This window comes from Streptomyces silvisoli (assembly GCF_029269905.1).
Classification (GTDB): domain Bacteria; phylum Actinomycetota; class Actinomycetes; order Streptomycetales; family Streptomycetaceae; genus Streptantibioticus_A; species Streptantibioticus_A silvisoli_A.
Map to the genome: position 1 here is coordinate 67,248 of NZ_JARJBC010000027.1, position 21,560 is coordinate 88,807.

The following is a 21,560-nucleotide window of genomic DNA, read 5'->3' on the forward strand; positions in this document are numbered from 1 at the left end:
CTACGAGTGATGGATGTCACGGTGCCCCCGGAGCCAGGAACGGGAGACCGGCGGGCACGCCGTCCTCGATGAGCCGCAGCAGCGCCGCGGTGTCGGCGTGCTCCTCGATCAGGTCGCCGAGGCGGTCCAACTGCTCCTCGCGCAGCGCGGCGAAGCTGGTGTCCGGCGCCGGTACGAAGCGGCGCCCGGCCGCCCGCGCCACCTCGCGCAGGAACGCCCGGCGGAAGCCGTCGCTCTCCAGCGAGCCGTGCCAGTGCGTGCCCCAGACCGCGCCCACCCGCACCCCGTCCAGGAACGGCTCGCCGCCGTCGTCGAGTCGGGCCAGGCCATGGTGGATCTCGTAGCCCTCGACCGGCTCGCCCAGCGCCTTGCCGGACGGTCGGGCGAGGGTCTTGCGCGGTGCGAACCGAACCCGCACCGGCAGCAGTCCGAGCCCCTCGACGGTTCCGGCGCGCGACTCGACCTCGTCCTCGATGGTCCGCCCGAGGGCCTGGAAGCCGCCGCAGATGCCCAGCACCGGCCTGCCCTCGGCGGCCCGCCGCCGTACCGCGTCGGCCAGTCCCCGCTCCCGCAGCCAGCGCAGGGCCTTGACGGTGCCGCGGGTGCCGGGCAGCACCACCAGATCGGCGTCCGCCAGTTCCTCCGGCCGGTCCACGAAGCGCACCACCACACCGGGTTCCGCGGCCAGCGCGTCCACGTCGGTGAAGTTGGACATCAGCGGTACGGCGGCGACCGCCACCCGCAACACGTCCTCGCCGTACGGCGGAGCCGAGTTGGACTCCCGGACCGTGCCGCGCAGCGACACCCGAAGGCCGTCCTCCTCGTCGATGCCCAACCCGTGCGCGTACGGCAGCACACCGAACGTGGCGCGTCCGGTGAGGCCGCGCAGCATCTCCAACCCCGGCTCCAGCAGCGAGACATCGCCGCGGAACTTGTTCACAAGGTACCCGGCGAGCAGCGCCTGGTCCTCGCGGCCGAGCAGCGCGGTGGTGCCGAAGAAGGAGGCGAAGACACCGCCGCGGTCGATGTCGCCGACCACCACCACCGGAAGCCGGGCGGCGCGCGCCAGGCCCATGTTGACGATGTCGGTGCGGCGCAGGTTGATCTCCGCGGGGCTGCCCGCGCCCTCGCAGATCACCACGTCATGGGTGTCACGCAACCGCTGGAGGCAGTCCGTGACGGTTTCGAGAAGTCTCTCCTGGCGGCCGCTGTGGTAGCCGCGGGCGCTCAACTCGCCCACCGGCTTGCCCAGTAGCACCACCTGGCTGGTGCTGTCGCCGCCGGGCTTGAGCAGCACCGGGTTCATCAGCGCGCTCGGCTCGACCCGGGCGGCCTGCGCCTGCATCGCCTGGGCGCGGCCGATCTCCGCGCCGTCGCGGGTGACGAAGGAGTTCAGCGACATGTTCTGCGCCTTGAACGGGGCGACGCTGACACCCCTGCGGGCCAGCCAGCGGCAGATGCCCGCCGTCACCACGCTCTTGCCCGCGTCCGACGTGGTACCCGCGACCAACAGCCCACCGCTCACCGCGTCCCCCTTCCGCTTCCGCGCAGTACGTACCGGCCCGCGACACAGGCGGCCAGCGCCAGCGCGCTCACCCGGCGGGAAAGCCGTACCGCGCGCTCGATGTCCGCCACCTCCACCGGCCGGTTGCCGTCCCCCAGCACCGGGCGGCGCTCGATCCGGCCGCCGTAGGAGAGTGTTCCGCCCAGCCGTACCCCCAGGGCGCCCGCGAACGACGCCTCCACCGGACCGGCGTTGGGGCTCGGGTGCTTGGGGCCGTCCGTCCGCCAAGTACGCCAGGCCGCGCGGCGGTTGGGCGCGGCGAGCACGGTGAGGGCGGCGGTCAACCGCGAACCGGGGTAGCCCGCGACGTCGTCCAGCCGGGCGGACGCCCAGCCGAACCGCCGGTAGCGCGGCGAGCGGTGACCGACCATCGCGTCCAGGGTGTTGACCGCCCGGAACCCGACCAGCCCCGGCACGCCGCCGAGCGCGCCCCACACCAGGGCGCCGACCACCGCGTCCGAGGTGTTCTCCGCGACCGACTCCACCACGGCGCGGGCGATCTGCTGCCCGTCCAGGGCCTGCGGGTCCCGGCCGCACAGGTGCGGCAGCCGCTCCCGGGCCAGCCGCAGGTCCCCGGCGGCCAGCGCGGCGCCGACGGTACGGGCTTCGCGGGCCAGCGAGGTGCCGCCCAGCACGGCCCAGGTCGCCGCGCCGGTCAGCGCCACCGAGGCGGCGGGGGAGCGGCGGGTCAGCCGGGAGGCCGCGGTGGCGGCGGCCACCGCGCCGCCCGCGCACAGCGCGGTGAAGACGGTGCCGCGGGCGCGGTCGTCCCGCCACAGGGCGCGTTCACAGGCGGCGGCGGCCCGGCCGAACGCGGCGACCGGATGCCCGCGGCGCGGGTCACCGGTGAGCAGGTCGCCCGCGAAGCCAAGGACCGCGCCGTACCCGAAGAGACGGTCGGCACGCATGGGTCAGACCGCCGTCGTTCCTCGGCGCGGGTGTGGCGTCAGGGCGAAGGGTGGTGTGCCGGGCATGGCAGGAGTCCTCACTCAGGGTCCGCGCCCTGGTTCGACGTGACCGGCGATGAGAGTCTCCTGGCTCCCGGATCGGCGCGCCCCCTGGCCTTCCAGCCGATCGCTCGGCCGTGACCCTCGGGTGGGAACGCGCTCCCCGGTGACAGTGGCGGGACCGCGCCGGATTCACACCGGCTTCCTCTCCTGTCGCCGTTTGGGCTTGTTGGTGCCGTATGGCACCGGGCAGTCCACCACGCTGCGGGAACGGCAGTCAACTGGGCTTTGACCGACCAGGGGTGAGTGTGCGAAGCCCCACACGCGGCGCGCACGGCGTGCGCGCCCCGCGCTCAGCCCGCGATGAGATAGAGGCCGTAGGCGACGGCCGCCGCGCACACGGCGAAGGCCGCGTACCCGGTGGTGCGCGCCGACTGCTGCTGCTTGGACAGACCGACGATGCCGAGGGTGAACAGGCCCACCAGGCCGACGGTCGCGACCAGGCTCACGCCCGCTACCGAGGCCAGGGCGCTCCAGTCGATGTTCACAGTGCGGCTTCCTTCCGGGTGGCGTTCGGCTGCGGGGCCGGGATGGTGGCGGTGAGCGCCGGGTCGGCGGCGAAGGCGTCGAACGCCGGGGCGGCGGCCGGTTGCCGCGGCGGAACCAGCTCGTCGATGTCGTTGACGTTGGTGTGGTCCACCGGCTTGCGCATCGAGACCAGCCAGGATCCGGCGCATACGGCAAGTCCGAGCAGACCGACCAGCAGCACGCCCCAACCACCCTGCAGGGCGACGAACGTGGCGCCTCCGGCCACCAGTCCGGCGGCGGGCAGGGTGATCAGCCAGGACAGCACCATGCGCCGCACCACGCCCCAGCGCACCACCGCGCCCTGGCGGCCGAGCCCGGTGCCGGTGACCGCTCCGGAGACCACATGGGTGGTGGACAGTGCGAAGCCCAGGTGGGAGGAGGCGAGGATGGTGGTGGCGGCGGCGGTCTGGGCGGCGAAACCCTGCGGCGGCTGGATGTCAGTGAGCTTCTTGCCCATGGTGCGGATGATCCGCCAACCGCCCAGGTAGGTACCGAGGCCCATGGCGCTCGCGGCGGCCAGGATGACCCACAGCGGCGGGTCGGAGTGCGGGGCGACCATGCCGCCGGTGACCAGCGCCAGGGTGATGACTCCCATGGTCTTCTGGGCGTCACTGGTGCCGTGCGCGAGTGAGACCAGGGCGGCGGAGGCGATCTGGCCCGCGCGGTAGCCCTTCGAGGTGGCCTCGGGGTCGGCGTTCCGGCCGACGCGGTAGGTCACCCTGGTCGCCAGCATCGCGGCCACACCGGCGACGAACGGTGAGACCACCGCCGGGATGAGGATCTTCATCACGATGGCGTTGCCGTGGATGCCGTGCGCTCCGACGGCCACCAGCGTCGCGCCGATCAGACCGCCGAACAGGGCGTGCGAGGAACTGGACGGTAGTCCGGCGAGCCAGGTCACCAGATTCCAGACAATGGCGCCGACCAGCGCCGCGAAGATCACTTCGGGTTTGACCCCGGCTTTTTCGTCGATGATTCCGCCGGAAATCGTCTTGGCCACCTGGACCGAGAGAAACGCGCCGACGAGGTTGAGGACTGCCGACATCGCCACCGCCGCCTTCGGCGCTAGCGCCCCGGTGGAAATGGTGGTGGCCATGGCGTTGGCGGTGTCATGGAAACCGTTCGTGAAATCGAACACGAGAGCGGTGACGATCACGACTCCGATGAGCAGCGTGAGGTGTTCCATTCACCCAGACAATCGTTCGGGCGGGCAGCGACGCGGCGACCGTACGGACTGAGTGTGAACGAAAGGTTAACGGCATACGCCCTGCCGGTGCGGGGGACGCGGATCGCGCCAGGTTTCCCCGGGAAATCGGATTGGCGCGGAACCTTCGGGCCGCGTGGGGACGCGGTCGCCTGACTTCGGCGCGCACCGGAGGGGGCCGGGTCAGTGACGGCCCGAGATCCGGTCGGCGAGCTGGGCCAGCCGGTCGGTGCGAGTGGAGCGGGCGGCCCGCTCGCGGCCGTCCGCGGCACGGTACGCCGCGTACAAACCGTGCACTCCGAGCCAGCGGAACGGCTCCGGTTCCCAGCGCCGCACCCGGTGGCCCACCCACGGCAGCCCGGTCAGCTCGGTCGCCGCGCCCTGGCCGGAGTCCAACTGGACCAGGTCGCGCAGCGTACGGGCCGCCAGGTTCGCCGTGGCGACGCCGCTGCCCACGTAGCCGCCCGCCCATCCGAGGCCGGTCGCCCGGTCCAGCTCGACGCTCGCGCACCAGTCCCGCGGCACGCCCAGCACGCCCGACCAGGCGTGGTCGATCGCCACCCCGGCGGTCGCCGGGAAGAAGCGGACCAGGATCTCCCGCAGCGCCGCCACCGTCGACTCCTGGGTCCGGCCGTCGTTGTCCGTACGCGAACCGAAGCGGTACGGGATGCCGCGCCCGCCCAGCGCTATGCGGTCGTCGGCGGTGCGCTGCGCGTACATGTAGGCGTGCGCCATGTCGCCCAGCGTCTCCATGCCCTCCCACCCGATGGTGTCCCACACGCGCCGCGGCAGCGGCTCGGTGACGATCATCGAGGAGTTCATCGGCAGCCAGGACCGCCGCTGCCCCCGGATCCCGGCCGTGAACCCCTCGGTGCAGCGCAGCACGTAGGGCGCCCGCACCGTGCCGTACGGGGTGATCGCGTGTTTCGGCCGGATCTCGGTCACCGGGGTTGACTCGTGGATCACCACGCCCAGCGCCTCGGCCGCCGCCGCCAGTCCGTGCACCAGCTTCACCGGGTGGATCCGCGCGCCGTGCGGCGTCCAGGTGCCGCCGACGGTGCCCGCGACCCGGATCCGCTCGGCGGACCCCGCGGCGCCCAGCAGCAGCCGGTCCTTCTCGCCGAACGCCGTCTCGGCCTCGTGGAACGCCTTCAGCCGGGCCAACTGGGCTGGAGTGCAGGCGACTTCGAGCACCCCGCCCTTGTGGATGTCGGCGTCGATGCCCTCCTCCTCGGCGACCCGGATCACCTCGTCCACGGTGTCGTTCATGGCCCGCTGCAGCCGCACCGCCGCGTCATGGCCGTGCAGCTTGGCGTACCGGTCGCGCCCGGCGATCCCGTTGTACAGCCAGCCGCCGTTGCGGCCGGAGGCGCCGTACCCGCAGAACCGGCTCTCCAGCACCACGATCCGGAGGAACGGCGCCGCCTTCTTCAGGTAGTACGCGGTCCACAGTCCGGTGTAGCCGCCGCCGACCACGCACACGTCGGCCGCGGCGTCGCCGGGCAGCGGCTCGCGCGGGGCGGGAGCGCCGGTGTTCGCGTACCAGAAGGAGATGCCGCCGTTGACGGTTGCCATGGGTGCCCTCGTGTCGTGATCGCTGCTGGTGGCGGGACGTTACTGCGCCTTTTTCCGTACCGGCAATGGACAACGTGTCAGGATCACCACCCGGAGGTGCGGTGAATGACGGCGGACAGCGAACTGGTGGCGGCGTGGCGCGAGGTGGTGGCCACGGCCCGGCGGACGGCCGACGAGGGACTGGTGGTCGGCACCTCGGGCAACGTCTCCGCCCGGGTCGGCGATCTGGTGCTGGTGACGCCCAGCGGAGTGCGGTACGACCGGCTCGGTGACGCGGACCTGGTCGCGGTCGGGCTCGACGGTGGTCAGCGGATCGGCGCGCTGCGGCCCACCAGCGAACTGCCCATGCACCTCGCCGTGTACCGGGCGACCGACGCCCGGGCCATTGTGCACACCCATGCCGTGCACGCCACCGCGGTGTCCACGCTGGTGGACGAACTCCCCGCCGTCCACTACATGTGCGCGGCCCTCGGGGGCGCGGTGCGGGTCGCCGGGTACGCGACGTACGGCACCGAGGAACTGGCTCGCCAGATGCTGGCGGCGCTCCGCGACCGCACGGGCTGCCTGCTGCGCAACCACGGCACGCTGGTGTACGCCGACACCCTGGAGACGGCCTACGACCACACCGCCCAACTCGAATGGATGTGCCATGTCTGGCTGACCGCCCGCGCGGCGGGCACGCCGTCGGTGCTCCCGCAGACGGAGATCGCCAGGGTCGCGGAACGCCTGCGCGGCTACGGGCAACAGGGGTGACAGGGGCCTGGGGGCTGCCCCCAGAAGGAGAGAGGGCCTTCACCCCTCCGCCCGCACCCAGTGGCCCGCGGCCGTGGCGCGATCGACACTGAAGTGGATGCGCCTTCGTACTGCCGCCGCCCTCGCCGCCGCCGGTTCCCTCGGTGTCGGCGCGGTCGCCGTGGCCACCGGCCGGTGGGTGTCGGGGCTCGCCCTCAACCCGAGCCCCGACGGCCCGGCGGCCAGCCCCGCCTCCGCCCACGGCAAGCTGACCGTGCACGCGGTCGGTGCGGGGCAGGTCACCCTGACCCGGTCCCTCGCCTCGGCGCGCCCCGGCGTCTACGGGCTGAGCGCCCCGGGCTGCCACGCCACCGTCGGCCGGGTCCTGGAGACGACCCCGGACACCGTCACCCGCCGCCTGGAACGCGTCCAGTTCGGCAGGCTGATGGACGGCGCGCAGGTGACCATGACCCCGCAGGCCTACACCGGCGAGCCGATGGGCGCGCACGGCCTGCCGTACCAGGAGGTGGCCGTCGACGGTGAACTCGGGCCAATGCCCGCCTGGTTCGTGGCCGGGGCACGCGACACCTGGGTGATCACCGTGCACGGCCTGGGCACCACCCGCCGCCATCCACTGGTCGTGCTGCCGCTGCTGCACCGGCTGCGCTTCCCGGTGCTGCTGATCAGCTACCGCAACGACCCCGGCGCCCCGGCGTCGCCCGACGGCATAGGGCATCTGGGCGACACCGAGTGGCGCGACGTGGACGCCGCGGTGCGGTACGCGGTGCGCGAGGGCGCCCGCCGGGTGGTGCTGTACGGCTGGTCGACCGGCGCCGCGATGGCGCTGCGGGTGGCCGACCACTCGCCGCTGCGGGACCGGGTGAGCGGCCTGGTGCTGGACTCCCCGGTGCTCGACTGGCAGGCCGCGGTGCGCGGGTTGGCCCGCGGGCGCGGGGTGCCGGCTCCGCTGGTGCCGCTGGGGGTGCGCGCGGCCGCGGGCCGTACCGGGCTGCACGCGGACCGGCTCGCCGGCTCCGCCGACCCGGCACTGCTGTCCGTGCCCACCCTGATCGTGCACGGCCCGGGCGACACCCTCGCCCCTTGGCGGGCGTCGCGCGACTTCGCCGAGCGGCGGCGCGAACTCGTCACCCTGCACACCGTTGCGGACGCCGAGCACCAGGCGATGTGGAACGCCGATCCGCGGGGTTACGAGGAGGCGCTGCGGCGCTTCCTGACCCCGTTGATGTGATCACTCCGTGCCCACGGGGCGCCGCTTGAGGGGTGCTCGTTTGGGAATCCGGGGACTCACCCGTAAGACTGCTCCCGTGACGTCCCGTTCCCAGCGTGACACCAGGCTCCGGCTCGTGACCAGGCAGCCCATCACGGCCGTACGCAGGGCCACAGAGGCCCGTCGCTCCAGGCCGCCGCGGCCGCCGGAGGGCACCCCGGCCCCCGCCGAACTCGCCGCGCTGGCACGGCTGGTGCTGGCCGACGCGGTGCGGCTGGCCCGATGGGCCGACGGTGAGGGGCGCCGCGGCGGCCGTACCAGCCCGCCGCGGCCCGAGCCGAACGGCATACTGCCCGCCCCCGAGTTGCGACGCGCCGCCGAGTCACTCGGTCTGACGGACCATCGGGTGCGGGCGGCGTGGAACCACGCCCGGCTGGCCGGACTGGTCGAACTGCACGACGGCACGGCCCGGTCCGGGTGGCGGCTGCGCGCCTGGGACCGCGACGACACCGCCGTGCTGCGCGGCTGGGTCGCCCTCTTCGACGCCTGGTCGCTGTGCCGTACCGCGCCGTCCGGCTCCGACCCGTCCCTGGTCGCCGAGGTCATCGAGGCCGTACCGCAACTCCTCTCGCTGCTGCACCTGTCCAGTGGCACGGCGCCCGCCCCGGCCCTGCTCGACCTGCTGCGGCAGCGGGTGGCGGAGCTGCGCACCGAACGCCACGAGCCGCCGGCCGACGGCGGCGCCGACCCGCTGCCCGCGCTGCTGGACTGGACCTGGGAGGCGCTGGTCTCGGTCGGCGCGCTGCGGCCGCGCACCGACGGCGAGGACGTGGCGCTCACCGCGCTGGGGAACTGGGCGGTGTGGGTGAAGCTGGAGCAGATCTGCGTGGCCGCGCAGTCGCCCGCCGGACACATCGAGCAGTCGGCGGAGGACCTGCTGCGGGCCTGCGCGCAGTACTCGCCGGGCCCGGCCCGGGTCGAGTACCGCGCCTGGCTGGCCGCCCGCCCGGTCGCCCAGGCGGTCAGCGAACTGCTGGACGCGGCACGCGGCGACGACGCGCTGCTGCGCGGCCTGGCGTTCGAGGCGCTGCGCACCGTCGGCGCCCCCGCGGAGGCCGCCGTGCGCGCCGTGGTCGACGAGCCACGGCTGCGCCCGTACGCGCTGCTGTGGCTCGCCGAGCAGCAGGGCGGCGAGCCGGAGCAGACGGCCCTGCTCACCCGGGAGGAGGCCACCTGGCTGTGGGTGGACACCGCCGCGGCCGTCGCCGACCACGGCGAGGCCCATCTGCTGGTCGGCCACCTGGAGACGGCGGTCCAGGAGTCGCTGCCCGCGCTGCTGGACGAGGTGCGCGCCACCGGTCATCCGCGCACCGTGCAGGTGCTGATCGCGCTGGCCGCGGCGCACCCCGACCCCGCCCTGGCCAAGGCCGTGCGGCGGGCCGCGTTCGAGGTCCACCACGGTGCGGAGTGAACGGCCCGTAGCCGAGCCCGGTGGTCGAAAGCGTTAGCGAGCCCGGTGGCCGGGAAAAGCGTTTGCCAGGCCCCGGTAGACTGCTTCGCATGGCAGTTCTCCTCGCGCATTAGACGGCAGCCGCAGTCCGCGACTGGGCTACCCAGCCGGACAGACCCCGCCCGTCCTGCCGTCCACCATGTCCTGGAGCCCCTTCCGTGATCACTGCCTCCGGCCTTGAGCTGCGCGCCGGCGCCCGAGTCCTCATCGAGTCCGCCTCCTTCCGCATCGCCAAGGGCGACCGCATCGGCCTGGTCGGCCGCAACGGCGCGGGCAAGACCACCCTCACCAAGGTCCTCGCCGGTGAGGGCCAGCCCGCCGCGGGCACGGTGACCCGCTCCGGCGAGATCGGCTACCTGCCGCAGGACCCGCGCACCGGAGACCTCGACACCCTTGCCCGCGACCGCATCCTGTCCGCTCGCGAACTCGACATCGTGCTGCGCAAGATGCGGGAGAACGAGGAGCGGATGGCCAACGGCAAGGGCGCCACCCGCGACAACGCGATGAAGAAGTACGCCCGCCTGGAGACCGAGTTCCTCACCAAGGGCGGCTACGCGGCCGAGGCCGAGGCCGCCACCATCGCCGCCGCGCTCGGCCTGCCCGACCGGGTTCTCGGCCAGCCGCTGCACACCCTCTCCGGCGGTCAGCGGCGCCGCGTCGAGCTGGCCCGGATCCTGTTCTCGGACGCCGACACCCTGCTGCTCGACGAGCCGACCAACCACCTCGACGCCGACTCGATCATCTGGCTGCGCGACTACCTCAAGACCTACAGCGGCGGCTTCGTGGTCATCTCCCACGACGTCAACCTCGTGGAGACGGTGGTCAACAAGGTCTTCTACCTGGACGCCAACCGCTCGGTCATCGACGTCTACAACATGGGCTGGAAGCTGTACCAGGCCCAGCGTGAGGCCGACGAGAAGCGCCGCAAGCGCGAGCGCGCCAACGCCGAGAAGAAGGCCGCCGCGCTCAACTCGCAGGCCGACAAGATGCGGGCCAAGGCCACCAAGACCGTCGCCGCGCAGAACATGGCCCGCCGCGCGGAGAAGCTGCTGTCCGGTCTCGAAGCCGTGCGGATGTCCGACAAGGTCGCCAAGCTGCGCTTCCCCGACCCGGCGCCCTGCGGCAAGACCCCGCTGATGGCCTCCGGCCTGTCCAAGTCGTACGGCTCGCTGGAGATCTTCACCGACGTCGACCTGGCCATCGACAAGGGGTCCCGGGTGGTCATCCTGGGCCTCAACGGCGCGGGCAAGACCACGCTGCTGCGGCTGCTGGCCGGGGTCGAGCAGCCTGACACCGGCCAGGTCGAGCCGGGCCACGGCCTCAAGCTGGGCTACTACGCCCAGGAGCACGAGACGCTGGACCCGGACCGCACGGTGCTGGAGAACATGCGCTCGGCCGCGCCGGACATGGACCTGGTCGAGGTCCGCAAGATCCTGGGCTCGTTCCTGTTCTCCGGGGACGACGTGGACAAGCCCGCGGGCGTGCTGTCCGGCGGTGAGAAGACCCGGCTGGCGCTGGCCACCCTGGTGGTCTCCAGCGCCAACGTGCTGCTGCTCGACGAGCCCACCAACAACCTCGACCCGGCCAGCCGGGAGGAGATCCTCGGCGCGCTGCGCGGCTTCACCGGCGCGGTCGTGCTGGTCACCCACGACGAGGGCGCGGTGGACGCGCTCCAGCCGGAGCGGATCATCCTGCTGCCGGACGGGGTGGAGGACCTGTGGGGCGACGAATACGCGGACCTGGTCTCCCTCGCCTGATCCCGTACCCGTGGCGGCCGGGCCGGTAGGGCGGTCCGGCCGCGTCCGTCGCCGTGATCGGCCTTCTGGATCATTCATCTGGATCATTCGGCTTACCGGTGATCCATCATCTGCGTGAGTACGGTTCGTACCCCGCCGCGCCGGGTCTGGACCAGTGCCCCGCTCGCTGATGATCAGCCGCGTAGCCGGATAACGCTCCTTACGCACGGTGATGACCAGCGACTTCTCGATCGACTTCGTCACGGTCGGGAAAGGCGGCCCGGGGAAATCCCTTCCCCGGGCCCGGCATCGCCCGGTCGGTCAATTCCGGGGGCGGCTCAGGTAGTTCTCCCAGACCTTGTCGAATGGGTGGCCAGGAAGCGCTGGAGGGGTGATCATGAGAGTCCAGAGCGCACTTCCCTAGAGGAGGCACGGGTGGCCGAGACTCTGAAGAAGGGCAGCCGGGTTACCGGCGCCGCGCGCGAAAAGCTCGCGGCAGACCTGAAGAAGAAGTACGACGCCGGTGCGAGTATCCGGGCGTTGGCCGAGGAAACCGGCCGGTCCTACGGATTCGTGCACCGGATGCTCAGCGAGTCCGGTGTGGTCCTCCGCGGTCGTGGAGGCGCGACCAGGGGCAAGAAGGCGGCCTCGGTCTGACGACCGGGCATCCAGGCGGCCACGGACTGAGCCGTGGGTGACCACCCGGTCACCACTGCTCACGGCCAAGTGGTTACTGTTCGGTAATCCTGTCCGTGGCCCGCTCGGAGGTGCCCCATGTCCGAACCCACCGCTCCGACCACCGCTGCGCAGGCGGATCCACTGCTCATACGTGACGGGGTACGGCTCACCGTGGACGGTGCCGTTGCCAGCGTCACTCTGTGCAACCCCGCCAAGCGCAACGCGCAGTCGCCCGCCCTGTGGCGGGCGCTGGTCGAGGCGGGACGGTTGCTGCCCGGTAGCGTCCGGGTCGTCGTGCTGCGCGCCGAAGGCGTCTCCTTCTCCGCGGGGCTGGACCGGCAGGCGTTCACGCCAGAGGGGTTCGACGGCGAACCGTCCTTCATCGACCTCGCGCGCGGCTCGGAAGCCGAACTCGACGCGACCATCGCCGAGTACCAGGAGGCGTTCACCTGGTGGCGACGGAACGACCTGGTCAGCATCGCGGCCGTACAGGGTCACGCCATCGGCGCCGGCTTCCAGCTCGCACTCGCCTGCGACCTGCGGGTCTGCGCCGACGACGTGCAGTTCGCGATGCGTGAGACCAGCCTCGGCCTGGTGCCCGACCTCGCGGGCACCAAGCCGCTGACCGGACTCGTCGGCTACGCACGGGCGTTGGAGATCTGCGCCACCGGCCGCTTTGTGCGCGCCGAGGAGGCCGAACGCGTCGGCCTGGCCAATCTGGTGGTGCCGTCCGCCGAACTCGACGCGGCGGTTCAGGACCTCACCGCGGCCCTGCTGGCCGCTCCGCGCGACGCCGTCGTCGAGACCAAGGCGCTGCTGCGGGACGCCCCTTCACGCACGTACGACGAGCAGCGCGTCGCGGAACGGGCCGCACAGGGCCGCCGACTGCGCGACCTGGCGGGAATCGGCGAGTAGCACCGGGCCCATCGCCCGAATGGCCGCGCGGCCACCGCGCCCGGCGGCACGGGCCGGTGGTCGCGCATAGTCTGGTGGCGGAGCGACCGATGCGGCCCGGAAGGGGTGACGCGCGATGCCCGAGATCACGCCGCAGAGCCAACAGCAGGGCTCGGCCAGACCACACGGCAAGGAGGGCCTGGGCGACCCCGCGACCCGTGGCCGCACCACCATCGCGGACGGTGTGGTGGAGAAGATCGCCGGGCTCGCCGCCCGCGAGGTGGTGGGCGTACACGCGCTGGGCACCGGCCTCGCCCGCACCCTCGGCGCGGTCCGCGAGCGGGTGCCGGGCGGCGCCCGGTCGTCCGTCAGCCGAGGGGTCAAGGCCGAGGTCGGTGAGGTGCAGACGGCGGTCGACCTGGACATCGTGGTCGACTACGGGGTCTCCATCACCGAAGTCGCCCGTGCGGTGCGGGAGAACGTGATCGCCGCCGTCGAGCGGATGACCAGCCTTGAGGTCATCGAGGTCAATATCGCGGTCGGCGATGTGAAGCTCCCCGACGAGGAGGACGAGGAACCGGAGCAGCGGCTCCAGTGACGAGGAGGAGCGGATGATGAGCGGTGCCGTGGTGGGCATGGCCGCCGGAATGGCGCTCGGCTTCGCCGGGTTCTTCGGCGGGTTCTTTGCCTTCCTGCTGGTGGCGGCGCTGGGCGCGGTCGGGTTCGTGGCCGGACGGTTCCTTGACGGCGATCTGGAGCCCGGGGACCTGTTCCGGCCGCGCGAGCGCCACCCGCGCCGATGACCGCCGAGCCAGCCGCCGGGCCGGCTCCGGCGGCCGAGCGCGGGGTGACCAGGATCGCCGATCGGGTGGTGGCGAAGATCGCCGCGCAGGCCGCCCGTGAGGTGCTGCACGAGTCGCGGTGGGCGCACCCGGTGCCCGGCGGCCTGGTCCCGCACGCGTCGGTGTCGGTCCGCCCGGCAGCCGCGCGGGACGGCGGCCGGGGCCTGGCCAGGGTCAGCCTCTCGGTGGCGCTGGGGTATCCGGTGGACGTCCGAGCGGTGTGCGCCGCGGTCCGCCGCCGGGTGGCCGAGCGGGTGGGCGCGTTGGCGGACCTGGACGTGCCCGAGGTCCATGTCGAGGTCGCACGGCTGCACTCGGCCGCCATGGCGCGCGCCGAGCTGGGGAGGGTGACATGACGGGCGGCCGTCTCTGGTCCGCCCGGCGGGTACCGTCCGCGCTGACCGCCTGCGCCGTCCTCGCGCTGGCCGGCACGTTCCTCTACGACATCACGGCGGTACGCGCCGGACACCCGGCGATGTCCTGGCGCACCGCGCTCGCCCGGCAACTGGCCACCCGGCCGCTGCACGACCCCTGGGTGCTCACCGGCGCCACGCTCGCCGCGCTGCTCGGCCTGTGGCTGGTCATCCTCGCGCTGACCCCCGGGCTGCGCTCGCTGCTGCCCATGCGTCCGGTGGCGCCACCGGTGCGCGCGGCCCTCGCCCGTACGGCCGCCGCCCTGCTGGTTCGGGACCGGGTGCTTGAGGTGTCCGGGGTGCGGTCGGCCCGGGTCACCGTCTCCCGGCGCGCCATCAGGGTCCGGGCCGACTCGCACTTCCGCGAGCTGGACGACGTGCGGCAGGACGTGGACGCCGCCCTGCGGGAGACGGTGCGCGGCCTGGGGCTCGCCCGGCGGCCCGCGGTGTCGGTCACGGTGCGGCGGGCGGCGAGGAGGTGAGCGGACGGTGCGTACCCCGGTGAACCGGACGCTGTTGTGCCTGGCCGGACTGGTCCTGCTGGCGGTCGGCTGCGCGGTGCTGATCGGCGGCCTTGACCTGCCGCGGCGCTGGGGCTTCGCCCTGCCCTCCTGGTGGTCGTACCGGGGACCGCACGACGTACTGCTCGACGTGCGGGCCCGTACCCGGTACCGGAAGGAGGGCTGGTGGTGGCCCGCGGTCATCGGGGGGCTCGCCGTACTGGCGGTGGCCGCGCTGTTCTGGCTGCTGGCACAGTTCCGGCACCGCGGACCCGGCCGGATGCTCGTGCACAGCGGTGAGGACGGCGACGTGGTGCTGCGCGGCCGTGCCATGGAGCAGGCACTGGCCGCCGACGCGGCGGAACTGCCCGGGGTGCTCGGGGCGGACGCGCTGCTCACCGGCGGCCGTACCCGCCCCCGCGTGGAGATGCGGATGCTGCTCGACCGGTTCGCCGGGCCGGCCGAGGTGGTGTCCGAGCTCGACGGGCGGGTGCTGGCCGAGGCCCGTACCTCGACCGGTGTGGACTGGCTTCCGGCCGAGGTGAGGCTCCAGGCTGAGCGCCACCGCGCCCGCCGAGTACGCTGATTGACGTGCCGTCAGTACCCGCGCCGGTGGCCGCCGTCCACCGGGACCATGATCCCGGTGAGATAGGACGCGGCGGGCGACAGCAGGAACGCCGCGGTCCTGCCGAACTCCTCCGGGGTGCCGTAGCGGCGCAGCGGAATCGACGCGATGTGCCGGTCGCGGGCGGCCTGCGCGTCACCGCCGAGCGCGTCCAGTTCACGCACCCGGTCGGTGTCGATCCGGGCCGGAAGCAGCCCGAGGACCCGGATGCCCCGCGGCCCCAGCTCGTCGGCCATGGTCTTGGCCACGCCCGCCAGCCCCGGCCGCAGACCGTTGGAGATCGCCAGGCCCGGGATCGGCTCGTGCACCGACCCGGACAGCACAAAGCCGATGACCCCGCCGGAGCCCAGCTCGGCCGCGGCGGTCCGGGCGATGCGTACCGCGCCCAGGAAGACCGTCTCGAACGCCTCGCGCCACTGGTCGTCCTCGATCGCGGTGGCCGCGCCCGCGGGCGGCCCGCCGACGCTGATCAGTGCCCCGTCGAAGCGGCCGAAACGCTCCCGGGCGGCGGCGATCAGCCGCCGAGCGCCGTCCGGCTCGGCGTTGTCCGCGACCACGCCGACCGCCTGCCGGTGGCCGCCGAGCGCCTCGACGGCGGCGCTGACCGACTCCTCCTTGCGCCCGCTGACCACGACCCTGGCACCGTCGGCCACCAGCTCGCGGGCGGCGGCGAAGCCCAGCCCGCGGGTGGCCCCGGTGAGTACGTACACCCTGTCCTTGAGCCCGAGATCCATGGCGTCATCGTGCCCGACGGCCCGGCACCGGGCCACGCAGGGGTGGCCGAATCGGGTTGGGACGCCGCCGAGTTGGGGGTCAGGCCCGGGCGGGCGCCTCGGCGGGCTCGGCCGCTGACTGCGCGGCCTTCTCCCGGGTCCTGCGCTGGTCCCTGACCTCGCGCCGCACCAGGACGACCCAGCCCACCGGGATCATCACCACGAACAGCCACCACTGCCATGCGTAGGCCAGGTGCGGCGGGCTGTACCAGCCGCCGCTGTCGCCGGGAGTCGGGGCCGGGACCAGCTCGGGCTGGTCGGCGGACGGCTTGGGGGACGTGCCGGTCAGCTCGATGTAGCCGCCGAGCAGCGGCTCGGAGACGGAGTCGGCCAGCTTCGAGCTGTTGATCAGCATGATCTGCCGTGGGGGCAGCCCGGACTTGTCGCGGATGCTGGTGCTGGCGGTGGTCTCGTCCGGCCGCATCCGGCCGGTGATCGTGACCTCGCCGGACGGGGTGCCGGGTACCGGCGGGAACGAGACGCCGTCACCGTACTGCGGGGCGGGGATCCAGCCCCGGTTGACCAGGACGGCCTTGCCGTCGTCCAGGACCAGCGGGGTGACCAGGTAGTACCCGATGGTGGAGCCGTCGGACGAGGTGCGGTGCCGGACCACGACCTGGTGCGCCGGGTCGTAGTGGCCCCTTGCCGTGACGGTGCGGAAGTTCTCCTGCGAGGGCACCTCGGCGCGCGGCGCGGTGAGCTTCTCCACGGGGACCGCGGGCGCGGCCAGGCTGCGGGCGATCGCGGAGTTCTGCCTGGCCTGGCTCTCGTGCCGGTGCATCTGCCACCGGCCGAGCTCCACCATGATGGGCATCAGGACCAGGCAGACGAGGGTGAGGATCACCCATTGCCTTGACAGCAGGAAGCGGTACACCCCACGACGGTACAACTCCGTCGTGGGGTGATCACCGTGGGGTCATGCCATGGGCGCGCCGACCCGGTCGACGATGCCCTGGACCCCCTCGGCCTTGGCGCAGTGCGCGCTGCAGAACTGGCGGCCGTCGGCCTCGACACCGTGGCCGACGACCTGCACCCGGCAGTGCTCGCAGATCGGCGCCATGCGGTGGATGGCGCACTCGAAGCAGTCGAAGACATGCACCGCGCCACCCTGTGCGTGCACCTCGAACGTCATGGAGTAGTCGTTACCGCAGACCTCGCAATGTCCCATGCGGTCAGAGTGCGGGGCAGCGCGCCGCCCGGACAACGCTGCCGCTGGCGGGTCGCGGCGACTCCGCCCGTACGGCCTACCTGCCGCTCATACCTCGGCCGCGGCGACGTCCTCCAGCAGTTCACGGAACCGTGCCTCGTCCACCACCGGGGTGCCGAAGCGCCGGGCGTTGACCACCTTTCCGGCCGGGGACCCGGGATCGTTGGTGACCAGCAGGCTGGTCAGCCGGGAGACGCTGGACGCCACATGCAGCCCGGCCTCGGTGGCCCGGTCCTCCAGCAGTTCGCGGTCCACGGCCGTGTCCCCCGAGAAGGCGACCCGCATCCCCTGTACCAACGGCCCACCCGGCAGCAGACGCCCCGGATTGGGGTACGGGCACGGCGGTCGCTTGCGCGAGTGCCGCCAACTGGTCGGCGGATAACCGGTCGAGCGCAGCGGCCCGCCGGTCGGCGACCACTCGGTGAGCGGACGGCAGGCGTGCAGCGGTAGCGGCAGGCCGTTGGCCGCCGCCAGGTGCAGGCTCGGCCGGAACGCCTCGGCCAGCACCCGGGCGTCGTCGAGGGCGTGGTGCGCCCGCTGCTGGATCACCCCGTAGTGCGCGGCCAGGGACTCCAACTTGTGGTTGGCCAGCGGCAGTCGCAACTGCTTGGAGAGCATGATGGTGCACAGCCGCTGCTCGACCGGCGGCCGGTGGTCGGCGCGGGCGTACTCACGAGCCAGCATCGACCAGTCGAAGACGGCGTTGTGGGCGACCAGCACCCGGCCGGAGAGCCGCTCGGCCAGTTCGCCCGCGACGTCCGCGAACAACGGGGCGTCGGCGAGCGCCTCGCTGGTCAGCCCGTGGATCCACACCGGGCCCGGGTCGCGCTGGGGGTTGACCGGCGAGTACCAGTGGTCCTGCACGTCGCCGTGCGCGTCCAGCCGGTAGACGGCCGCCGACACTATCCGGTCGTCCCGGCCGAGACCGGTGGTCTCCACGTCCACCACCGCGTACCCGTCCGGGTAGGCGGTGGGCCACGGGGACGGGGGCTCGGGCGGGTCCGCGCGGTCCGTTCGGTTCTCCAGCATGGTCATTGAGGATAGGGGGCGGCACCGACAGTGACCGACGAGTGCACCGCCAGGAGTGAACGGCGCTCAGTTCCCTTACCGGTGTGGCCGGTGGGCGGACGGGAATGCCCGGGTACGGGACGGTGTTGGACAACCCGAAACACCCGTTCAACCGTTGAGGACCCTCATGCGCGCCACCGTCATCCATGCCCCGAACGACATCCGCGTGGAGGAGGTGCCCGACCCCGTCATCAAGGAGCCGGGCGACGCCGTGGTCCGGGTGCTGCGCGCCTGTGTCTGCGGCAGCGACCTGTGGGCGTACCGGGGGGAGTCCGCGCGGGAGCCCGGGCAGCGAATAGGCCACGAGTTCCTGGGAGTTGTGGAGGAGACCGGCTCGCAGGTCTCCGGACTGCGGGCAGGCGACCTGGTCGTCGCCCCCTTCGTCTGGTCCGACGGTGCCTGTGACTTCTGCGCCGAGGGCCTGACCACCTCCTGCCCGGCCGGCGGCTTCTGGGGCACCCCGGGGTCCGACGGCGGCCAGGGCGAGTACGTGCGGGTGCCGTTCGCGGACGCCACCCTCGTCGCCCTGCCCTCGGACGCGGCGGGCGACGACCGGCTGCTGGCCGCGCTGCTCACCCTCTCCGATGTGCTCGGTACCGGTCACCACGCGGCGGTCGGCGCGGGCGTGCGGCCCGGCGCCACGGTGGCGGTGGTCGGTGACGGTGCCGTCGGACTGTGCGGTGTGGTGGCGGCGAAGCGGCTCGGCGCGGAGCGGATCATCGCGCTCGGCCGGCACACCGACCGCACCGACCTGGCCAGGACGTTCGGCGCCACCGATGTGGTCGCCGAGCGCGGCGAGGCGGCCGTCGAGGCGGTGCGCGAGCTGACCCGTGGGCAGGGCGTCCACTCGGTGATCGAGGCGGTCGGCACCGAGCAGTCGATGCGCACCGCCGTCGGCATCGCGCGGGACGGCGGCGCGATCGGCTACGTCGGTGTGCCGCACGGCAGCGGCACCGGGCTCGACCTGGGCGTGATGTTCGGCCGCAACATCGCCCTGCGCGGCGGCGTCGCCCCGGTGCGCAGCTACATCCCGGAACTGCTGCCCGACGTGCTGAGCGGCGCGATCGACCCGTCCCCGGTCTTCGACCTGACCGTCGACCTGGACGGTGTCCCGTCCGGCTACCGCGCGATGGACGAGCGCACCGCGCTCAAGGTCCTGGTCCGGCCCTGAACCTACCGCGTGCCGCGCAGCGTCTCGATGCTCAGCAGCGGTATGGCCACTCGCGGCCCGTACCACCGGCCGGGTACCGGCGGTACGGGTCTGCGGGGCGCGGCCGGGGGCACGGGAGCGGCCAGCCGCACGGTTCCGTACGGTCGTTTGTCCGGCCCTGGCGGTGGGGTGCTCGGCGACGCGCTCACGCCCTGTAGAACGAACCGGAGCGGTACGGGTACCGGCCTGTCACCCGCGCTGTCGCGGCGCTCCTGAGCTGGGCGGCGAGCCTCGGCACAGCGCGGATTCAACAAACTGTTGCAATCGGTCGGGCGTCGCGTACCCTGACCGACGATCTAGGCTTGAAGCCACGGGCGCACCGCGTGCCCATGAGGGGAGGCGCCAGCGTGCTGCTCGACACCTACGGCCGGATCGCCACCGACCTGCGGGTCTCGCTCACCGACCGGTGCAATCTGCGCTGCACGTACTGCATGCCGGAAGAGGGCCTTCAGTGGCTGGCCAAGCCCGAACTGCTCACCGACGACGAGATCGTTCGGCTGGTCCGGCTCGCGGTCACCGAACTCGGCGTCACCGAGGTCCGTTTCACCGGCGGCGAACCGCTGCTCAGGCCCGGCGTCGTCGGCATCGTGGAGCGCTGCGCCGCCCTCGAACCCCGCCCCAGACTGTCCCTCACCACCAACGGCATCGGCCTGGCCAGAACCGCCCGGGCGCTGCGCGACGCCGGTCTCGACCGGGTCAACGTCTCACTGGACACCCTGCGGCCCGAGGTCTTCCAGCGGCTCACCCGGCGCAAGCGGCACGAGGACGTCATCGCGGGCCTGAGCGCCGCACACGACGTCGGCCTCACCCCCGTGAAGATCAACACCGTGCTGATGCGCGGCCTCAACGACGACGAGGCGCCCGCCCTGCTCGACTGGGCCATTGGGCACGACTACGAGCTGCGCTTCATAGAACAGATGCCGCTCGACCCCCAACACGGCTGGCAGCGCGCCGACATGGTGACCGCCGAGGAGATCCTGCGGCAGCTGACCGCACACTTCACGCTGACCCCGGAGGAGTCCTCGGTGCGCGGCTCGGCACCCGCCGAACGCTGGCTGGTCAACGGCGGCCCCGCCAGGGTCGGTGTGATCGCCTCGGTGACCCGGCCGTTCTGCCGCGCCTGCGACCGCACCCGGCTCACCGCCGACGGACAGGTCCGCAACTGCCTGTTCGCCCGCGAGGAGACCGATCTGCGCACCGCACTGCGCTCCGGCGAGCCCGACAAGCGCATCGCCGAACTGTGGCGCGCCGCGATGTGGGGCAAGAAGGCGGGCTCGGGCCTGGACGACCCGTCCTTCCTCCAGCCGCAGCGCCCGATGTCCGCGATCGGCGGCTAGTCCGTCCCGTGGTCAGGACCCCTGGGAGAAGTCCCAGTCCTGGAGCTTCACCACGTCCTTGAGGAAGCCGCGCATCCCCAGGAACGACGAAAGGTGCTCGCGGTGCTCCTCACACGCCAGCCAGGTCTTGCGCCGCTCGGGAGTGTGGACCTTCGGGTTGTTCCAGGCGATGACCCACACCGCCGCCGCCCGGCAGCCCTTGGCCGAACAGATCGGCGTCTCGGCCGCGACGTGCTCCATGGTCTTCCGAACTCTCAACGCTTCGTGAACTCACCGCGAACACCTGGATGTTCACCGGAAAAGAGACGACGCCGGGCAGCCACGGGGGGAGCCGCCCGGCGTCGGTCCGTCGCTCCGACGGGGGATGCGGAGCGCCTACGAAGTATGTCACGCACCCACCCCGCCACGGCACCGGAACGACGTGATTGATCTGAGCTTTTCTTGAGCTTCCGGCATGCGCGCAGGTCAGCTCATCCGCTCGCGCCGGAACTCCTCACCGGGTTCCGCCCCGGCCGCTGGCTCGGGCTTCTCAGGGTCCTTCGGGGGCGGGTCCGTGCCCCGCTCCAGCATCGGACGCGGCGGAGGCGGCACGAACGCGGACGGCAGCGACGGCGCGTTCTCCCGTCCCGCATTGGCGATAACCACCGCGATATACGGCAGCACACCACCCAGGACCAGCGCGATCGCCGCCAGCACCGTCTGCACGTGCCACAGGGAGATCGCCAGCAGGAAGCAGAGCGTGCGCACCGTCATCGAGATCACGTAGCGGCGCTGCCGCCCCTTCACGTCCTCGGTCAGCCCGGCGCGAGCCCCCGTGATCCGGAAGACCCCGCCACTGCTGTGGTTCCGCATCACGTTCCACCACCTGTTGGATATGCCGGAATCTCCCCTGTCCGGACACTTCACACGTTACGCCGCGGCTGCGCTCG

General features: G+C 72.7%; 23 protein-coding genes, 1 pseudogene and 1 riboswitch. Of the genes and pseudogenes, 13 read left to right on the forward strand and 11 right to left on the reverse strand.

Features of this window, described 5'->3' with window-relative positions; translation table 11 throughout:
- Positions 1-16 precede the first annotated feature (16 nt).
- The 5 genes from P3G67_RS30950 to P3G67_RS30970 all read right to left on the reverse strand — a co-directional run bounded on the left by P3G67_RS30950 (position 17) and on the right by P3G67_RS30970 (position 5,878).
- Complete coding sequence (locus tag P3G67_RS30950; protein ID WP_269854512.1) at positions 17-1,525, reverse strand: cobyric acid synthase; 1,509 nt, start codon at positions 1,523-1,525, stop codon at positions 17-19.
- The gene (locus P3G67_RS30955; RefSeq protein WP_276096450.1) at positions 1,522-2,472 is read right to left on the reverse strand and encodes a cobalamin biosynthesis protein; all 951 of its coding nucleotides are present in this window, start codon (positions 2,470-2,472) and stop codon (positions 1,522-1,524) included. Before P3G67_RS30955 ends, P3G67_RS30950 begins: the two co-directional genes overlap by 4 nt.
- 120 nt (positions 2,473-2,592) lie before the next feature.
- Positions 2,593-2,718, reverse strand: a riboswitch (cobalamin riboswitch).
- A gap of 146 nt (positions 2,719-2,864) precedes the next feature.
- Positions 2,865-3,059 (reverse strand): hypothetical protein, encoded by a 195-nt coding sequence (locus P3G67_RS30960; RefSeq protein WP_269854514.1) that lies wholly within the window; start codon positions 3,057-3,059, stop codon positions 2,865-2,867.
- Positions 3,056-4,285: an inorganic phosphate transporter gene (locus P3G67_RS30965; RefSeq protein WP_276096451.1), complete on the reverse strand. Its 1,230-nt coding sequence runs from the start codon at positions 4,283-4,285 to the stop codon at positions 3,056-3,058. The genes P3G67_RS30960 and P3G67_RS30965 overlap by 4 nt, the downstream gene beginning before the upstream one ends.
- Before the next feature lie 201 nt (positions 4,286-4,486).
- A complete protein-coding gene (locus tag P3G67_RS30970) occupies positions 4,487-5,878 on the reverse strand; it encodes an NAD(P)/FAD-dependent oxidoreductase (RefSeq protein WP_276096452.1) in 1,392 nt (463 codons plus the stop codon).
- Between the two features lie 105 nt (positions 5,879-5,983).
- Here P3G67_RS30970 and P3G67_RS30975 point away from each other — a divergent pair, with 105 nt between their 5' ends.
- The 11 genes and pseudogenes from P3G67_RS30975 to amaP all read left to right on the forward strand — a co-directional run bounded on the left by P3G67_RS30975 (position 5,984) and on the right by amaP (position 14,997).
- Positions 5,984-6,631 (forward strand): class II aldolase/adducin family protein, encoded by a 648-nt coding sequence (locus tag P3G67_RS30975; RefSeq protein WP_276096453.1) that lies wholly within the window; start codon positions 5,984-5,986, stop codon positions 6,629-6,631.
- Positions 6,632-6,728: 97 nt separating this feature from the next.
- Entirely contained in the window at positions 6,729-7,859 is a 1,131-nt protein-coding gene (locus P3G67_RS30980; RefSeq protein ID WP_276096454.1) for an alpha/beta hydrolase, read from the forward strand.
- Between the two features lie 76 nt (positions 7,860-7,935).
- The gene (locus tag P3G67_RS30985; RefSeq protein WP_276096455.1) at positions 7,936-9,309 is read left to right on the forward strand and encodes a hypothetical protein; all 1,374 of its coding nucleotides are present in this window, start codon (positions 7,936-7,938) and stop codon (positions 9,307-9,309) included.
- Between the two features lie 197 nt (positions 9,310-9,506).
- A complete protein-coding gene (gene abc-f, locus P3G67_RS30990) occupies positions 9,507-11,105 on the forward strand; it encodes a ribosomal protection-like ABC-F family protein (protein WP_276096456.1) in 1,599 nt (532 codons plus the stop codon).
- 414 nt (positions 11,106-11,519) lie between these two features.
- Positions 11,520-11,741, forward strand: coding sequence for a helix-turn-helix domain-containing protein (locus tag P3G67_RS30995; protein WP_043263790.1), 222 nt, complete (start codon positions 11,520-11,522; stop codon positions 11,739-11,741).
- Between the two features lie 117 nt (positions 11,742-11,858).
- A complete protein-coding gene (locus P3G67_RS31000; protein WP_269854521.1) occupies positions 11,859-12,677 on the forward strand; it encodes an enoyl-CoA hydratase/isomerase family protein in 819 nt (272 codons plus the stop codon).
- A 115-nt stretch (positions 12,678-12,792) separates the two neighbouring features.
- A complete protein-coding gene (locus P3G67_RS31005) occupies positions 12,793-13,254 on the forward strand; it encodes an Asp23/Gls24 family envelope stress response protein (RefSeq protein WP_276096457.1) in 462 nt (153 codons plus the stop codon).
- Positions 13,255-13,270: 16 nt separating this feature from the next.
- A complete protein-coding gene (locus tag P3G67_RS31010; RefSeq protein ID WP_276096491.1) occupies positions 13,271-13,459 on the forward strand; it encodes a hypothetical protein in 189 nt (62 codons plus the stop codon).
- Positions 13,456-13,743, forward strand: a pseudogene (locus P3G67_RS31015) (hypothetical protein); the annotation flags it as partial. The gene P3G67_RS31010 and the pseudogene P3G67_RS31015, both read left to right, overlap by 4 nt.
- Positions 13,719-14,393: a DUF6286 domain-containing protein gene (locus P3G67_RS31020; RefSeq protein WP_391858387.1), complete on the forward strand. Its 675-nt coding sequence runs from the start codon at positions 13,719-13,721 to the stop codon at positions 14,391-14,393. The pseudogene P3G67_RS31015 and the gene P3G67_RS31020, both read left to right, overlap by 25 nt.
- A gap of 7 nt (positions 14,394-14,400) precedes the next feature.
- Complete coding sequence (gene amaP, locus P3G67_RS31025) at positions 14,401-14,997, forward strand: alkaline shock response membrane anchor protein AmaP (protein WP_276096460.1); 597 nt, start codon at positions 14,401-14,403, stop codon at positions 14,995-14,997.
- An 11-nt stretch (positions 14,998-15,008) separates the two neighbouring features.
- On the opposite strand, the gene P3G67_RS31030 is transcribed toward amaP, so the two are convergent.
- The 4 genes from P3G67_RS31030 to P3G67_RS31045 form a co-directional block, all read right to left on the reverse strand.
- Complete coding sequence (locus P3G67_RS31030) at positions 15,009-15,770, reverse strand: SDR family oxidoreductase (RefSeq protein WP_276096461.1); 762 nt, start codon at positions 15,768-15,770, stop codon at positions 15,009-15,011.
- A 79-nt stretch (positions 15,771-15,849) separates the two neighbouring features.
- Positions 15,850-16,683: an SURF1 family cytochrome oxidase biogenesis protein gene (locus P3G67_RS31035; RefSeq protein WP_276096462.1), complete on the reverse strand. Its 834-nt coding sequence runs from the start codon at positions 16,681-16,683 to the stop codon at positions 15,850-15,852.
- Positions 16,684-16,725: 42 nt separating this feature from the next.
- On the reverse strand, positions 16,726-16,977 hold the full coding sequence (locus tag P3G67_RS31040; RefSeq protein ID WP_269854525.1) for a hypothetical protein: 252 nt from the start codon (positions 16,975-16,977) through the stop codon (positions 16,726-16,728).
- Positions 16,978-17,064: 87 nt separating this feature from the next.
- Entirely contained in the window at positions 17,065-18,045 is a 981-nt protein-coding gene (locus P3G67_RS31045) for a DEDDh family exonuclease (protein WP_276096463.1), read from the reverse strand.
- Positions 18,046-18,211: 166 nt separating this feature from the next.
- On the opposite strand from P3G67_RS31045, the gene P3G67_RS31050 reads away from it, so the two are divergent.
- Complete coding sequence (locus P3G67_RS31050) at positions 18,212-19,255, forward strand: zinc-dependent alcohol dehydrogenase family protein (RefSeq protein ID WP_269854527.1); 1,044 nt, start codon at positions 18,212-18,214, stop codon at positions 19,253-19,255.
- 386 nt (positions 19,256-19,641) lie between these two features.
- On the forward strand, positions 19,642-20,631 hold the full coding sequence (moaA, locus tag P3G67_RS31055) for a GTP 3',8-cyclase MoaA (RefSeq protein ID WP_276096492.1): 990 nt from the start codon (positions 19,642-19,644) through the stop codon (positions 20,629-20,631).
- Positions 20,632-20,643: 12 nt separating this feature from the next.
- On the opposite strand, the gene P3G67_RS31060 is transcribed toward moaA, so the two are convergent.
- Positions 20,644-20,871, reverse strand: coding sequence for a hypothetical protein (locus P3G67_RS31060; protein ID WP_276096464.1), 228 nt, complete (start codon positions 20,869-20,871; stop codon positions 20,644-20,646).
- A gap of 225 nt (positions 20,872-21,096) precedes the next feature.
- The gene (locus P3G67_RS31065) at positions 21,097-21,483 is read right to left on the reverse strand and encodes a DUF3099 domain-containing protein (protein ID WP_276096465.1); all 387 of its coding nucleotides are present in this window, start codon (positions 21,481-21,483) and stop codon (positions 21,097-21,099) included.
- Positions 21,484-21,560: the final 77 nt, after the last annotated feature.

Coding starts and splice junctions, on each gene's coding strand:
- P3G67_RS30955 (WP_276096450.1), bottom strand. CDS start 2,472: ATGCGTGCCGACCGTCTCTTCGGGTACGGCGCGGTCCTTGGCTTCGCG.
- P3G67_RS30965 (WP_276096451.1), bottom strand. CDS start 4,285: ATGGAACACCTCACGCTGCTCATCGGAGTCGTGATCGTCACCGCTCTC.
- P3G67_RS30970 (WP_276096452.1), bottom strand. CDS start 5,878: ATGGCAACCGTCAACGGCGGCATCTCCTTCTGGTACGCGAACACCGGC.
- P3G67_RS30975 (WP_276096453.1), top strand. CDS start 5,984: ATGACGGCGGACAGCGAACTGGTGGCGGCGTGGCGCGAGGTGGTGGCC.
- P3G67_RS30980 (WP_276096454.1), top strand. CDS start 6,729: ATGCGCCTTCGTACTGCCGCCGCCCTCGCCGCCGCCGGTTCCCTCGGT.
- P3G67_RS31000 (WP_269854521.1), top strand. CDS start 11,859: ATGTCCGAACCCACCGCTCCGACCACCGCTGCGCAGGCGGATCCACTG.
- P3G67_RS31005 (WP_276096457.1), top strand. CDS start 12,793: ATGCCCGAGATCACGCCGCAGAGCCAACAGCAGGGCTCGGCCAGACCA.
- P3G67_RS31010 (WP_276096491.1), top strand. CDS start 13,271: ATGAGCGGTGCCGTGGTGGGCATGGCCGCCGGAATGGCGCTCGGCTTC.
- P3G67_RS31030 (WP_276096461.1), bottom strand. CDS start 15,770: ATGGATCTCGGGCTCAAGGACAGGGTGTACGTACTCACCGGGGCCACC.
- P3G67_RS31040 (WP_269854525.1), bottom strand. CDS start 16,977: ATGGGACATTGCGAGGTCTGCGGTAACGACTACTCCATGACGTTCGAG.
- P3G67_RS31045 (WP_276096463.1), bottom strand. CDS start 18,045: ATGCTGGAGAACCGAACGGACCGCGCGGACCCGCCCGAGCCCCCGTCC.
- P3G67_RS31050 (WP_269854527.1), top strand. CDS start 18,212: ATGCGCGCCACCGTCATCCATGCCCCGAACGACATCCGCGTGGAGGAG.
- P3G67_RS31060 (WP_276096464.1), bottom strand. CDS start 20,871: ATGGAGCACGTCGCGGCCGAGACGCCGATCTGTTCGGCCAAGGGCTGC.
- P3G67_RS31065 (WP_276096465.1), bottom strand. CDS start 21,483: ATGCGGAACCACAGCAGTGGCGGGGTCTTCCGGATCACGGGGGCTCGC.